At 59.3% G+C, this 12244-nt stretch carries 11 protein-coding genes and 4 pseudogenes; 5 read left to right on the top strand and 10 right to left on the bottom strand.

Annotated elements, in window-relative coordinates:
* Window positions 1-11 precede the first annotated feature (11 nt).
* Genes CQ12_RS33170 through CQ12_RS45325 form a run of 6 tightly spaced genes read right to left on the bottom strand, consistent with a single transcriptional unit; the run spans window position 12 to window position 4521 of the window.
* Window positions 12-548 (bottom strand): hypothetical protein, encoded by a 537-nt coding sequence (locus CQ12_RS33170; protein ID WP_057839490.1) that lies wholly within the window; start codon window positions 546-548, stop codon window positions 12-14.
* A complete protein-coding gene (gene sctN, locus CQ12_RS33165; protein ID WP_057839489.1) occupies window positions 524-1882 on the bottom strand; it encodes a type III secretion system ATPase SctN in 1359 nt (452 codons plus the stop codon). Before sctN ends, CQ12_RS33170 begins: the two co-directional genes overlap by 25 nt.
* Window positions 1879-2502 (bottom strand): type III secretion system stator protein SctL, encoded by a 624-nt coding sequence (gene sctL / locus CQ12_RS33160; RefSeq protein WP_057839488.1) that lies wholly within the window; start codon window positions 2500-2502, stop codon window positions 1879-1881. The genes sctN and sctL overlap by 4 nt, the downstream gene beginning before the upstream one ends.
* Window positions 2499-3140 carry a hypothetical protein gene (locus CQ12_RS33155; protein WP_057839487.1) on the bottom strand — a complete coding sequence of 214 codons (642 nt, stop codon included), beginning with the start codon at window positions 3138-3140 and terminating at the stop codon, window positions 2499-2501. Before CQ12_RS33155 ends, sctL begins: the two co-directional genes overlap by 4 nt.
* Window positions 3130-4002 (bottom strand): type III secretion system inner membrane ring lipoprotein SctJ, encoded by an 873-nt coding sequence (gene sctJ / locus CQ12_RS33150; protein ID WP_057839486.1) that lies wholly within the window; start codon window positions 4000-4002, stop codon window positions 3130-3132. The genes CQ12_RS33155 and sctJ overlap by 11 nt, the downstream gene beginning before the upstream one ends.
* Before the next feature lie 9 nt (window positions 4003-4011).
* Window positions 4012-4521 (bottom strand): nodulation protein NolB, encoded by a 510-nt coding sequence (locus CQ12_RS45325; RefSeq protein ID WP_245310271.1) that lies wholly within the window; start codon window positions 4519-4521, stop codon window positions 4012-4014.
* 187 nt (window positions 4522-4708) lie between these two features.
* Between CQ12_RS45325 and CQ12_RS33140 the strand changes: the two genes are divergently transcribed.
* Window positions 4709-5410, top strand: coding sequence for a secretin N-terminal domain-containing protein (locus tag CQ12_RS33140; RefSeq protein ID WP_198164318.1), 702 nt, complete (start codon window positions 4709-4711; stop codon window positions 5408-5410).
* A gap of 316 nt (window positions 5411-5726) precedes the next feature.
* A complete protein-coding gene (locus tag CQ12_RS45320) occupies window positions 5727-6506 on the top strand; it encodes a hypothetical protein (protein WP_198164317.1) in 780 nt (259 codons plus the stop codon).
* Between the two features lie 379 nt (window positions 6507-6885).
* Here the strand turns inward: CQ12_RS45320 and CQ12_RS47810 are convergent.
* A pseudogene (locus tag CQ12_RS47810) lies at window positions 6886-6992 on the bottom strand (IS5/IS1182 family transposase); the annotation flags it as partial.
* A gap of 411 nt (window positions 6993-7403) precedes the next feature.
* A complete protein-coding gene (locus CQ12_RS46940) occupies window positions 7404-7604 on the bottom strand; it encodes a hypothetical protein (RefSeq protein WP_245310270.1) in 201 nt (66 codons plus the stop codon).
* A 651-nt stretch (window positions 7605-8255) separates the two neighbouring features.
* On the opposite strand from CQ12_RS46940, the pseudogene CQ12_RS46935 reads away from it, so the two are divergent.
* Window positions 8256-8493 (top strand): annotated as a pseudogene (locus CQ12_RS46935) (IS5/IS1182 family transposase); the annotation flags it as partial.
* A 72-nt stretch (window positions 8494-8565) separates the two neighbouring features.
* Here the strand turns inward: CQ12_RS46935 and CQ12_RS47325 are convergent.
* A pseudogene (locus CQ12_RS47325) lies at window positions 8566-8688 on the bottom strand (group II intron maturase-specific domain-containing protein); the annotation flags it as partial.
* 51 nt (window positions 8689-8739) lie between these two features.
* Here CQ12_RS47325 and CQ12_RS46925 point away from each other — a divergent pair.
* On the top strand, window positions 8740-9174 hold the full coding sequence (locus CQ12_RS46925; RefSeq protein ID WP_057839482.1) for a TatD family hydrolase: 435 nt from the start codon (window positions 8740-8742) through the stop codon (window positions 9172-9174).
* A gap of 348 nt (window positions 9175-9522) precedes the next feature.
* Here the strand turns inward: CQ12_RS46925 and CQ12_RS47320 are convergent, their stop codons facing one another.
* Window positions 9523-9657 (bottom strand): hypothetical protein, encoded by a 135-nt coding sequence (locus CQ12_RS47320; RefSeq protein ID WP_283807431.1) that lies wholly within the window; start codon window positions 9655-9657, stop codon window positions 9523-9525.
* Window positions 9658-10097: 440 nt separating this feature from the next.
* On the opposite strand from CQ12_RS47320, the pseudogene CQ12_RS33110 reads away from it, so the two are divergent.
* Window positions 10098-12244 (top strand): annotated as a pseudogene (locus CQ12_RS33110) (Ulp1 family isopeptidase); the annotation flags it as partial.

Here is a 12244-nt window from a genome sequence, read left to right as displayed (position 1 = left end):
AGAATTGGCCATCACGTCGGCTCGCCTCCCATTTGGGTAGGCGAGCCTCTCCGATACCGAAGCAAGATCTCATCATCGGCTTCGGTTTCGGCCGCGGCTTCAAAATGAGCGTTGGTGATGCGCTGAACATCGCGCTCGATCTCTTGCCATTTGTGGCTCGCCGCCGAACGTTTGGCCCAGAGAGTCCGCGCCGCAAGAACCGCAGCCTCGGCCTGGCATTGAGCGGTACGTGCCTCGTCAAGCGTTTTCTGCGCCGATCCGATCTCGGCCGTGAGCCGCCCAATGACGAGATGGCAGCGGCGCTCGAGTTCGGTGACGGATATCACATCGACTGATAACATTTCCCGATAAATCTCGGCTTCGACGCTTGTGCGGTGTCTTTCGGCGTTTGCAAGATGCTCGGAAGCTTGTTCGACGGCTTGAACCGCGATGCGGCGCTTGGCTTCCATGTTGGACATTTCACGGAGCGCGCTCCGCTCCCTAATGTCCTTGACGAGCCGTAATTTCGAAGCATCAATGGGATTCAGGCGGTCAGACGCGACATCCATGCGACCGTCTCCTCAAAACTGCCCGCCTCGTCCTGACCCTGGCGCAGGAACGTTCGTAACTCCTCGATCGACGCGATCGCCCGGTCCGTCAGCGGGTCGGAGCCTTGCTTATATTCGCCGACCTTGATCAAGAACTCGGCATCAGCGTAACGCGAGAGCAGATCACGGAACAAGTATGCCGCCTTGCGATGCGGCACAGATGCGATTGCATCCATGACGCGGCTCCGGCTCGACAGCACATCGATTGCCGGAAAATGCTCTCGCGAGGCGAGCGCGCGTGAGAGAATGATATGACCGTCAAGAATCCCGCGAGATTCTTCGGCGATTGGATCGCCGGTATCGTCACCTTCGACAAGCACGGTATAGAAGGCCGTGATGGAGCCATGCTCACCCATGCCGGCACGCTCCAATAGGCCCGGCAGTAGCGCAAAGACGGATGGCGGAAAGCCGCGCCGGGTCGGAGGCTCTCCTGCGGCAAGGCCGATTTCACGCATGGCGCGACTAAAGCGTGTCAATGAATCCATCATCAGAACGACGCGCAAGCCTTGATCACGAAAATATTCGGCCAGTGCCGTCGCCATATGGGCGCATTGCACCCGCTCCATGGCCGAACGGTCAGAGGTCTCAACGACGACGACCGAACGGCGCAGCGCATCGCCAAGATGACGCTCGATGAACTCTCGCACCTCTCGGCCACGTTCGCCGATCAGCGCGACTATGGTAACATCGGCCGCCGCGCCTTTTACAATCTGTGACATCAGCGTCGACTTGCCGCAACCAGCGTCGCCATAGATTCCGATCCGCTGGCCTTCGCCACATGTCAGAAGCCCATCCAGGACACGAACGCCGAGCGGAAAAGCCTGTTCGATACCGCGCCGTTTCATAGGGTTGGGCGCCCTGCCGCGCAGCGGGCGAGCTTCGCCGGTTTTTATTGGGCCCTTACTATCGAGTGGACGGCCGAAACTGTCGATCACGCGGCCGAGCAAATCGGGGCCCACTGGCACTTCCTGCATTCGCCCGGTCGTGACCACTTCCGCACGGTTGGACAAACCGAACATGTCACCGATCGGCGTAAGTAACACCCCGTCCGGCAATAGACCGATCACCACGGCCTCACGCGACCAACCGCTGCGGGGATCCTGCAAGAGGCACAGTTCTCCGACACGGGCCTCCGGCAACACGGCATGGATCAGCGTGCCGATCGCCCGCGTGATCCGACCTCGTACGGCGCGAGTGTCGACATGCTTTGCCGAAGATCGTAAGGATGAGAGTGCAGCGTGCACAGCTCCCTCTTCTCCTGCCGCAGCATCATGGGTTGGTCGTTGCGTGGTCACGGCTCACGTTCCTGCGAAGGCAAACCAAGCCCCAGACGCAGCGCCCGGAGCTGCGCGGCAATTCCGAGCTCGACATTGCCAAACTCGCTCCACAAGACGCATTGGTCCGCCGTCAGCGCAGGATCCGGCTCGATCCTGACATTGGGCCGACCATCCCGCCCGTCGCAGGCCGCGAACTCGCTGGCCAGCAGATCGGCTTTCAGCGGGGGTACGTGAAGGCAAACTTCAGTGCTCTTATACTTCTGCTCGATGGCGTAACGAACGCCTCGGACCAGCATCTCGCCCGGATCAAAGGCGCCCAGCAGATCGCTCACGATCTCAACGACCAGCTGCGGCAATTCCTGTTCCAGGACGGCCTTTCGCTGCGCCAGTTCACAAGCAGCCTGCGCAATCAGCCGCGCCATTTCCTCCGCGCCCGCCTTTACACCCTCGGCATGGCCGCGCGCCCGTTCCCGCTCATAGGCTTTGCGTGCCCAGCCGCGAGCGCGCTGCAGATGCCGCTCGGCAGCGGCCAGCGCGTGTGCGGCATCATGCCAGATCTTGAGCTCGGCTGCTGGTATGAGGGGCCCGAGCGGGCGAATCTGCGGGGCCGCAAGCAATGCTGGGATATCGGCGGTCATACCCTGGCGGCCTCCGTTCCCAAATGACCCATTACCAAGGAAAGCAGTGGGCCTGCGGCCCTACGGTGTTCGGCCGCGGGATTGTCCGCAGCGGTCCCAACGGGCAAGCGTAGAAGCACGCGGATACGATCAAGCGCTGAAGCCTCGTTGAGCCAGGCGCCGAGACAGGCATGTCCATCGTGTTCGATCTGTCGCGACAGTTGCTCCGGATCGACAATCGACGTCGTTGCGACCGCACTGGACAGGTGCCGGATACCAAAAGCATGGGCTTCAGCACCGATCATTTCGACCAAAATCGAAAGGTCGTGCTTTGAAACCAGCTTCAGGACCGAGCGCGCATGCCAGATACTGCCCGCGAGCAGGGCGGCCCGACGCGGATTATGCGCGAGTACCGGGTCGTCGTTCCAGCCAGCTCCGCTCAGATCCACTTCGCTGCCGATCAGCAGTTCGGCCAGTCTTGGCTGCAGCCTGGAACTCTGCTGCAGGCGCAGCAATGTGGGGGGCGACAGCAGTGGATCAAGACGCGCAGCAAAACGGCTCGCATGGATCGAGGCAACAAGCTCGCGCAGCCGGTCAGAAGCTAGCGTGGTTCGGTGAATGACATCAAATCCGACATGAGCGTCCCGATTATGTCGCATCAGAAATAATCTTTTTGCCAGCAGCCTGGACAGCGGGCACCTTCGAACGTCTGGCGAACGTGGTCAGTTTGCGCGATGATTGTCCGAACTGACGAATAAGCGCGCCCAGTAAGACGTAAGATACGATGCCGAATGCGGCGCCGGCGCCCCCTACCCCGAACGCAAGCAACGGCGTTGAAGTAGACTTTGTTGGTTGGGCCGAACTGGCTGGCTGCGCCGCTGGTTGCGCAAGTGGAGCCCGCTCAACCGGCACAAAGACGACCGCCACCTTGTCGTAGGAAAGCCCTTCGATGCTGTTGGCAACGAGCATCTTGATTTGGGGCAACAGCGCCGAGAGCTCCGCGTTGGAGGCATGCCGGATGAAAATCGATGCCGAGGAGGGCGTCGCATCTTGTCGCAAGAGATCGTTCTTCGGCAGAACAACGTGGACACGCGCTGAAAGGACGCCATCGATGTCCCTAATCGTGCGCGACAATTCTTCGCTAAGCGCATAAACGTAACGGGCGCGCTCCTCGATTGGCGAGGCAACAAGGCCCGATCCTTTGAACACCTCGCCAAGATTCTTGAAAGATTGGCGCGGCAGCCCCTCGACATTCAGCAGGTCAATCGAATACGCGAGCTGCCTTTCCTCGACCTGGATTGTGCTAGTTCCGTCCTTGGCCACAACACGGACGGCATCGACACCCTTGCCAAGGAGAAGCGCAAGCATCTCATTGGCCTCACGCTCCTGAATCTTGGTGTAGAGATCAGCCTTGCATCCGATCAACGGAAGAAGAAGAAGAAGCGGTAGAGCAACACAAATGCCATGCCGCCGCCATGATTGACGGCCGCCACTGACGCCACTCTGCATCACACCAGTCATCAGCCTCACTCAGCCCGCCGATAGCAGCTTGTTCAACGAGGAGCTGACGGCGCTGGTGCTTTTGGAAACGAGGGAAACTTGAATGACATCTCTGTAGACATCCCGCAGATTCACCACCATCGACTCAAAATCTGCCCCCACCGGTTTAACCGCCGCATGTGCGCCGATGTTGTCCGGCTGCAAGACCGGCTGCGCAGCCGGTCCAGGTTGTGCGCTGTTCGGAGCAGCCGGAGCGCTGTCGACCGCCGGAGGAACGGCATGGCTCCGGTACATGGCGGAAAGGGTTTGAAGCACGCGATCCCCCGGCGGACTTGCTAGAGTGTTCGCGCGCTGAATCTCCGGTATCGGCGCAACGACTGCGGCTCTATCTGCGAGGAAGGAGGCAGCAGAAGCAGCCTGATTGGAGCCCGCTTGCGCAAGCGACTGCTCAAAGTGCGTCTGCTCGCAAGGAACTGCCGGCGAGCAGGCATTGGAAAGACAGTCGACTGAATTGGGAGAGAATGGCGTTGCGCCTAACATCATAGAGGGAGTCATTGTGCTAGTGTAATGAGACCAGGCGTTATTGACCGACGAACGGATCAAGATCGTAGATTAGGCAAGCTGACGAAAGCCTGACGAAGATGCCGCTGATTGCGTCATCGAAAGATCACGTTTGGTTTCCAAGTGGTAGCGAAATTCCAGGTTAATTCTCCGGCGGAAGGCCTGAATGCTCGTCCGATCCACGATGGTGCCCATTTTGAAGAGAGTTCTCTATGTCGGAACTTTCGTCTGTCTCGGAATGGTGAGGGCGCTTGGCGCATCCCTCTCGCTACCGTCCACCTCTTATAGCTATACGGTTCTCGATCAGGACCTTTCCGCCGCGCTGCAGGAGTTCGGCAACAATCTCAACATCAGGGTCAATGTCAGCGCCGAGGTAAGGGGCCGGATTCGTGGGCGAATCCCGGACCTACCACCGCGAGAGTTCCTTGAGCGTTTGACCAATCTCTACAATCTTCAATGGTACTACGACGGGCTGGTGCTCTACATATCCGCTGCCCACGAGGCACAAACCCGGCTCGTTGTATTGAATCCGATCAGCTTCGATGCATTCAAGACTGCACTCGATGCGCTCAACATCTCCGATGAGCGGTATATCGTGAAGCCGGCGCCGGGAGATGGCCTCGTCCTGGCTTCTGGTCCGCCACGCTTCATCGCGCTCGTGGACCAGACGATCAAGGGTCTTACGGCGGACGCGCAGGCGCGGCGGAGTCCCGCCGCCGGCGAAAAGCCGCCGCGGGAGTCTGTTTTGATGTTGTTTCGCGGCTCCTCGAGCATGGTCATTCGTGGCGGACGACCTGAAAGCCAATATTCTTCTGAAGCGCCGCATCAAGAAGGCATCGTACGCGAACCTGGTACAGGCCAGAAATGACTTGATGATGCGAGACAGCTCCGGCCGAAGTCGATCCGGTCTGTCTTGGCTTAAGTCCATTTGATCGTCAGCTTTTCGAAAGCTAAACCTCGCAGTATGAGCGTGCGGATGTCTGGACGGCTGTGCCGCCAGCGACCGCAATGGATGTGCGCATCCAGGCACCGGACGCTCGAGCGGAAGGTGGTTAGCGCCATCTTTGACGCTAGCTCGGAGGCTTAAAAGATCGACGTGAGCTCCCAAACAACTGCTTCGGAGCTCGCAGGACGGCAGCCTTCGCAACGCTCAAGCCGCTCCATCATTTGAAAGGAGTAACAAGATGGACTTCAATGCAATCGTTCCATCGAATACGAGCCCAGAGCCCGACTCACCGCGACCGCCGACAGACGCAACCGGCTTTGAGCAGCAGCTCAACGGCGCGCAAAGTGGTGCTGCGCCGCATCGTGTCGCCTCGCCAGTGCCGCAGAGGGACGCCTACTCGCCATATTTGGACGCAGGCCATCCCTATTCGCCATACTTGGATACTGAGCACCCCTATTCGTCAGCCTTGGGTTGGCCGGATGATCCGTATACACCGACTGCGGTCCACGCCGAACCAGCACCGGAAAGCTCTCCACAGCACCTCTCGCAGCAGGCAATTGCTGAGGCGATTGAGGCACATCCTGGTTTCGATCAGGATCTGATATGGCAAAATATGGATGCCGGCCCGTTGCAGCCCGGGCCATTGCAGGCTGGGCCGTCCCACGCCGCCGGGCCATCGCATGCCGGACCCTCCCACACCCAGCCATTGCAAGCCGGACCGTCTCAAGCTGGGCCCTCCGAAGCTACACCGCCAGAACTTTCCGAGTTCCGTATGCCGGACGGACGTCTCGCCAAGGACTATTGGGTTTTCGCGGGCCAAACAGCCACAGGCGCTCAGATCGACATGCTGGAGCGCAGCGGAGTCAAGCCGAGCAAGGACCACCCGACAAAGTCTTTCACCATGCTCGGTGTGCCTCACACAGCCGAATGGAGACAAGAGGGCTTCATTCGTCTCACGCCGTCGCTTGGCTTGACCCTTTCGCCTGAAGACTCGGGGGAAGATCCGCCCACCCGCTAGCGACCATAGCGCGGGCCGCAGCACTGGCATGTCCGAGGGCTGATTGATTGACCCTCCCAACGGCTGAGCACTTGGTGACGGCCGCTCTGGCCGGCGGATATTCGCCGGCCAAGCTCGCTTTTTAAAGGCACACTTGATAAATGCAGAGATCTGTCAAGGAAGGATAGCTGCACGGCTGGAGACGAGCGATCACCGGCCGGCTCTCTTCGCGCTATTCGCCTCTCCGCCTTTCGGTTTGCTGTACGACGCGAAATCGACCACCTTGATCATTAAGCGCGATTGCACATGCACAGTCAGCCTGAAACTAGCTCTCTACATTCAACTCAGGATTTCGAGGCCCCTTTTGGCCAACTTATGCGAAAACCTGTTCCATCCGTCCGATGGACAAAGTCACTCCGTCCTTGCCGCAGCATGCGAGCACGCTTCAAAGATCGCCTGCCAGTGTCTGCGCCTGGCCCAGCGATCGAAACGATTGTAGATCGTCGTATCGAAGTCCCGTACCGAAACAACTCAGCACGAGGAAATCAGCCTCCACTTTAGCACATCGATGCCGTAGAGCGGGCGTCCAGCTCATGATAATTTCGAGCCGCGTAGATCATGCCGCTTCAGGTCCGCTGTGTCCCGAAAGCAGCAGCAGAGCGGATCTCCGCGAACGTCCGAGATGTACGAGCGGACGCACCAAACCGCTGTTCGGATTTCCTACATATGGCTGAAGGCCGCCCACACCGCGTCTTCGCCGCCCCAGCTGCCGCGGCTCGCCGCCCTGGAGTGCTCCGTGACAGCTCCTCGAAGAAGTTGGCGTGCTCGACGCCATTGAGAATCTCGACGAGCTCGGCAGCGCATGCGCCTTCTGGCTGAACCCGCCCTCGTTCCGGATTGCCCCGGTCTTCGGCTCTTCTAAGTTAACTTGGTTAGTCGCCAGTCAGCAACATAGCGGAAGTAGGCGTGGATCTGCTCAGGGCGCATGCCCTCGATCTTGCCTAGGCCAAATGCAAGATCGACGAAGTTCTCCTCCAGCTTGTCGACGATGTCATCGCGGACGGAGCGCTTCACCGCGCCGCCTGGCAGCCGATCATCGCGCAGGAGGGGAGTGGTCATAGAGGAAGGTCGCTAAGGAGGCTCGATCTTCGTCAGCTTTTCGCAAGCTAACCTTGCTAGCATAACGAGACTAGGTCATCTCGCGGCGACGCCGCTATCTGAGTGTTACGACATGAACGCAGGTGCAGCCGATCTCGGAGCAACAGGGCCACAGGCTGGCGTAACCCTCGACACCGCCGAGAGCGGCAGCGATGGAACGCCTGCAGCGCTACTGCGCCGAGCGTTCGAAAAGGCCCTCATTGCCGTCGCCACGCAAGTCATAAGTGATTCCCAGTCGGATATGGATGAGGCCATGAGCGAGCTAGATGATGGCTGAGCCCGGATGCTCGGCCCCACATCAGGAGATTTCGGGCGTGATCAAATCGAACCCGATTGGACGCAGCAAGCGAGACTTCGCACATACCAGCAGCTAGACCGCGCCTTCAACGATCTTCCAGATCCGTGCTGCAAGCGGGTCCGCGAATCCGAATGCCCCTAGCTAACTTACTGCTCGATAATTGCGTGCTACTTTGACTCGAGATTGCCCATACGACAAGGGCAACGAGATAGTGTGAAGATTAGAGCAGCGCTTAATCTTCTTCGGACGGTCGCAACGAATTTGGAACGAGCCGTTCAGGCCGCAATGGCGAATCCCCTCAGCCGATAATTGCAGAAGACTTCGTTAATGAGCCGCGCGTGCTCGATGAACGTGACGCCGCATTTTGCGCAGAATGCCGTCAGCCAGGGCATCCGCAAGCGCATTAACGAAGCATTCGGCTGGATCAAAAAGGACGCCGAGCACGAGAAGACCCGATTCCTTGGCGCGTGATCGCGTCGGATGGGTTTTACCTTCGCTACTGCCGCTTATAATCTGGTGCGGCTCCCCAAGCTGATAGCGGAGGTCGGCTGATGGCCAGGGTGCCCGCCTTTGCCAAGCGTTTGCCGGCCGCTGGCGTATCGTCGACCCCTCTTGAAGCTTCGAGGGATAGCACCGCCCGTAGTAGCGCACCCAGCCCATCAGGACTGGACGGACCCATTTGGCAATTTCCACCAACTCAAGATCGCTGCGCTGATGCAGCCGCCACCTGCGCACGGTATGCCGCATCCGTGTCCCGGCCTTCTCACCACAACGCCCAAAGCCTGGTCGCGCAATAACATGCTGGCTTCTTCGACGAAATACGTCGGAGCCGCACTCGGAATGCATCCGCAGTTGGTGGCGGAGCGTTGGCGGGAAATTGATCTCTGGGAGAGACTTCTCGGAGAAACGAGGTATGTCAGCGAAGTCGGCCTCGACGCGGGTCCTCGCTACTTCTCGTCGTTGGCCCGTCAGACTGACGTTTTTCGCCGCATCCTGCGCTGCTGCGCCCATGCGGGCGGCAAGAGCCTGTCGATCCACGGCGTGCGTGCGGCAACCAAGGTGCTCGACTTGATTGAGGAAGAGGTCCCGGACGGTCGCGCGAAATTCGTCTTCCATTGGTTCACGGGGTCTGCCGCGGACGCAAGGCGGGCCGCAGACCTCGGCTGCTACTTCTCGATCAACAGATGCTACAGACGGACCGTGGGCCGGCGCTGGTCTCCTCCTTGCCGATAGATCGTCTCCTCACAGAAACTGACGGCCCCTTCACGTCCCAAGGCGACGGCCCTGCCCGGCCGCGTGATGTCGGGCAGACGGCCTAGCGACGGCGAGAGGTCTATCGAGCGGGGAGAGTGCGGCCATCGTGCTACGGAATTTGAAGACCCTGACGGCTTAGCTTTTCGCTCCCACAATCGGACCATCAGCCCCACTTTCCGGGCGAGTTTGGACTCGACCTGTGCCCCGATCTTCGACCGGAAGAAGCACGCGATGCCAAGCAGACGGCCGAGCTAATCGTGCGGCGAGTGCTCGACTGGCTCGACCGGGCTCCGTGGATTCAAAATAGGGTCTCGCGCGGCGCAAGCCCTAATCGATCTCGGGAAGCCGATAACGTCGAACGTGGAGGGCCTCGTCCTCCGAGGTGATTTCTAGCACCTGGTTCACCAGATCGGCATCGGCATCCAGTTCGTCCAGCGCCTGCTCGAAAAGTTCGACCTGCATATCGAGATCCATGTTCGGCGGACCGTTGAGGCAAACAAGCCCGGCGTGGATGGTGACATGGAGGCTCGCGCGCGATGCCGAGCGATGGGAGCTTGAGCTTCACGTAGCGTCAGGTTGTACAGTGTCATACACGTCGCCATCCGGTCCGTCCGGCAGGAGCGCGGCAATTCGGTGGCATTTTTGGATCGGGTAGGTTTTTGGCTTCCGTCTCTCCTGAATTATTTGAAGGTCTGTTGAACGGTCACCTGTTGCCCAGGAGCGCGGGTGTTCTTCTGCAGCAGCGGAGGCTGGGCCGATGTGAGCAAGGCACGAGCTCGGAGGGTCGCACGATAATGCTCCCGTTTGTTCAATTGGGCGAGCTGGGCGTGCGGTTTGCTTTGAAGCACTGGAGTGCGGCTTTGGGGCAGCGATGAAGTGTCATCTAATCTATGGAGAGTGGTATGGAACCGAGCTATAACGATCCGAACTATTGGATGCGCTGGTACGCCGAGCAGCAGGAGCTGCAGCGTGCGCGGCAAGAGGCCGATGCCGAGCCTGCGGACCACGCTGGCTTTGAGCAGACATTGGGTGAACAGCAGTTCCGCTCTCATGAGGAGAGTTCGCCCGAGGCGAGGTCCCCCGAAACTCCAGCCGCGCGGTCGCATGAAAATATGCAGCGGACGGAGATCGGTGATTCGATGCGAATGCCGCCCAGGTCCAACTTCGGGGACGATTCGTTCGGCAGCACGCGTTACAGTATCGATGTTCCGCACGCTCAGCTTGGCTCGGCTGCAAATGATTACCGGTCTGACTTGCGGCACAGCCCATTGAGCAGCATGCGCGACATGGCGCCGTGGGAAGCACAATCTGAAGCGCGGAAGAGGGACAGCAAGCCGCATGGGCTGTTCTCTCGGATCAAATCAGGGCTCGGCAAGGCCTTTGGAGGAAGTCGCCGGGAAAAGTCGAGCGGCTTGGCGTCCGAAGTGGTCTATTCAGAGCTTCGCATGGATTTCGCCAAGCGTAGTCGAGCCCCCGTGCATGAGCCTTATCCCGACGACGCCCGCATCATTGATGGCCTCCGCGACGAAGATCTGAGCAGGCTTGGACCCGAGGCGACTCGTCAGAGAAAAGTTGTCTCGACTATGGCCACCAATCGACGAAAGTTCAGTGCTTGGCTCCAAAGGGAGCAGAGGGGGAGCATAGTGAGCCGACTCAACGGCACTGATCAGCAGCAACGGTCGCTGAACGACGACTACAACGACTTTGCCAGAGCCGAGGGAAAAACCAGCGTGGGTTTCGATCGGCTTCGGCAGTTCCTCGGTGCCGAGCCTCAATCGAAGAGGCATCATCCTTATCCCGACGACGCTCGCATCATTGATGGCCTGCGCGACGAAGATCTGAGTAAGCTCGGACCTGACGCCACTCCCCAACAGAAACATACGGTCCAGACGCTGGCTACTCAGCAACGACGGTTTAGTGATTGGCTCCAAAGGGAGCAAAGGGGGAGCATAGCGAGCCGGATCACTGGCACCGATCAGCAGCAACGGTCACTGAACGACGACTACAGCGACTTTACCGTTTCCGAGCGACACATGGGCGTGGGTTTCGATCGGCTTCGGCAGTTCCTGGGCGCCGAGTCCCAATCGAAAAGGCATCCCTATCCCGACGACGCGCTCATCATTGATGACCTAGAAAAGTCAGAGCTGAACAAGCTTAAACCTGATGCGACTCGCCAGAGAAAAGTTGTCCAAAATCTCGCCAGCAATCGACGAAGGTTCAGTGCTTGGCTCCAAAGCGAGTTGAGGGGGAGCATAGTGAGCCGACTCACCGGCACCGATCAGCAGCAACGGTCGTTGGACGAGGATTACACGGACTTTAAAAACGCCAAGGGAAAAGTGGGCGTGGGCTTCGATCGGCTTCGGCAGCACCTAGGCGCGGAGTCACTGGGCCGGCTCCATCCTTATCCCGATGACGCCCACATCATCGATGGCCTAGCCGAGGAAGAGCTAAGCAAGCTCGGATCCGGCGCGACTTCCCAGAGAAAAGCTATCTCGGATCTGGCCAGCAGGCGACGAAAGTTCAGCGATTGGCTTCAAACAGAGCGGAGGGGAAGCATCGCGAGTCGATTGAACGGCACTGATCAGCAGAGATTGTCGTTGCAAACTGATTACGGTGACTTTCTCCGAACCCACAGAATTGCTGAGTTAAGTTTCCCAAGACTTCGGCAGTACCTGCAGGTCATTCAAGCGAACGCTGCGTTGGGGATCTCCCCCGAGCAGGCGGATGGGGAGCCGAGGCCTGGCGAGTCACGCTCAACCTGGTCGCCGCGCGTGCCGTCGGACTTTGATGCGAGTATGTGGGCAATTCCGCGGAGCGCGGCAGCTCCCTTGACGGATATCTACAGTGGCCTTCAGTCTTTCGTTGATCTGCCGTCCAACCCGCAGGAGCTGCGAGACGATGCTCAATCAGCACCGGTGCGGCGGGCCGTCGCCAGACCGCCGTTCTTCGACGGACAATCAGGCGCGGCAGCTCCCTCGTCAGGTATCTACAGCGATCTTCAGTCCTTCGTTGATCTGCCATCCACACCGCAGCAGATGCGTGACGATGC

Source organism: Bradyrhizobium jicamae, from assembly GCF_001440395.1.
Lineage (GTDB): Bacteria > Pseudomonadota > Alphaproteobacteria > Rhizobiales > Xanthobacteraceae > Bradyrhizobium > Bradyrhizobium jicamae.
Note: the sequence above shows the minus strand (reverse complement) of the source record. Positions and strands in the feature narration are given on the sequence as shown.

What these genes read in the sequence shown, in the direction of transcription:
- CQ12_RS33170 (WP_057839490.1), bottom strand. Translation starts at nt 548, where the DNA reads ATGGATGTCGCGTCTGACCGCCTGAATCCCATTGATGCTTCGAAATTA.
- sctL (WP_057839488.1), bottom strand. Translation starts at nt 2,502, where the DNA reads ATGACCGCCGATATCCCAGCATTGCTTGCGGCCCCGCAGATTCGCCCG.
- CQ12_RS33155 (WP_057839487.1), bottom strand. Translation starts at nt 3,140, where the DNA reads ATGCGACATAATCGGGACGCTCATGTCGGATTTGATGTCATTCACCGA.
- sctJ (WP_057839486.1), bottom strand. Translation starts at nt 4,002, where the DNA reads ATGACTGGTGTGATGCAGAGTGGCGTCAGTGGCGGCCGTCAATCATGG.
- CQ12_RS45325 (WP_245310271.1), bottom strand. Translation starts at nt 4,521, where the DNA reads ATGTTAGGCGCAACGCCATTCTCTCCCAATTCAGTCGACTGTCTTTCC.
- CQ12_RS33140 (WP_198164318.1), top strand. Translation starts at nt 4,709, where the DNA reads ATGCTCGTCCGATCCACGATGGTGCCCATTTTGAAGAGAGTTCTCTAT.
- CQ12_RS45320 (WP_198164317.1), top strand. Translation starts at nt 5,727, where the DNA reads ATGGACTTCAATGCAATCGTTCCATCGAATACGAGCCCAGAGCCCGAC.
- CQ12_RS46940 (WP_245310270.1), bottom strand. Translation starts at nt 7,604, where the DNA reads ATGACCACTCCCCTCCTGCGCGATGATCGGCTGCCAGGCGGCGCGGTG.
- CQ12_RS46925 (WP_057839482.1), top strand. Translation starts at nt 8,740, where the DNA reads ATGCTGGCTTCTTCGACGAAATACGTCGGAGCCGCACTCGGAATGCAT.
- CQ12_RS47320 (WP_283807431.1), bottom strand. Translation starts at nt 9,657, where the DNA reads ATGCAGGTCGAACTTTTCGAGCAGGCGCTGGACGAACTGGATGCCGAT.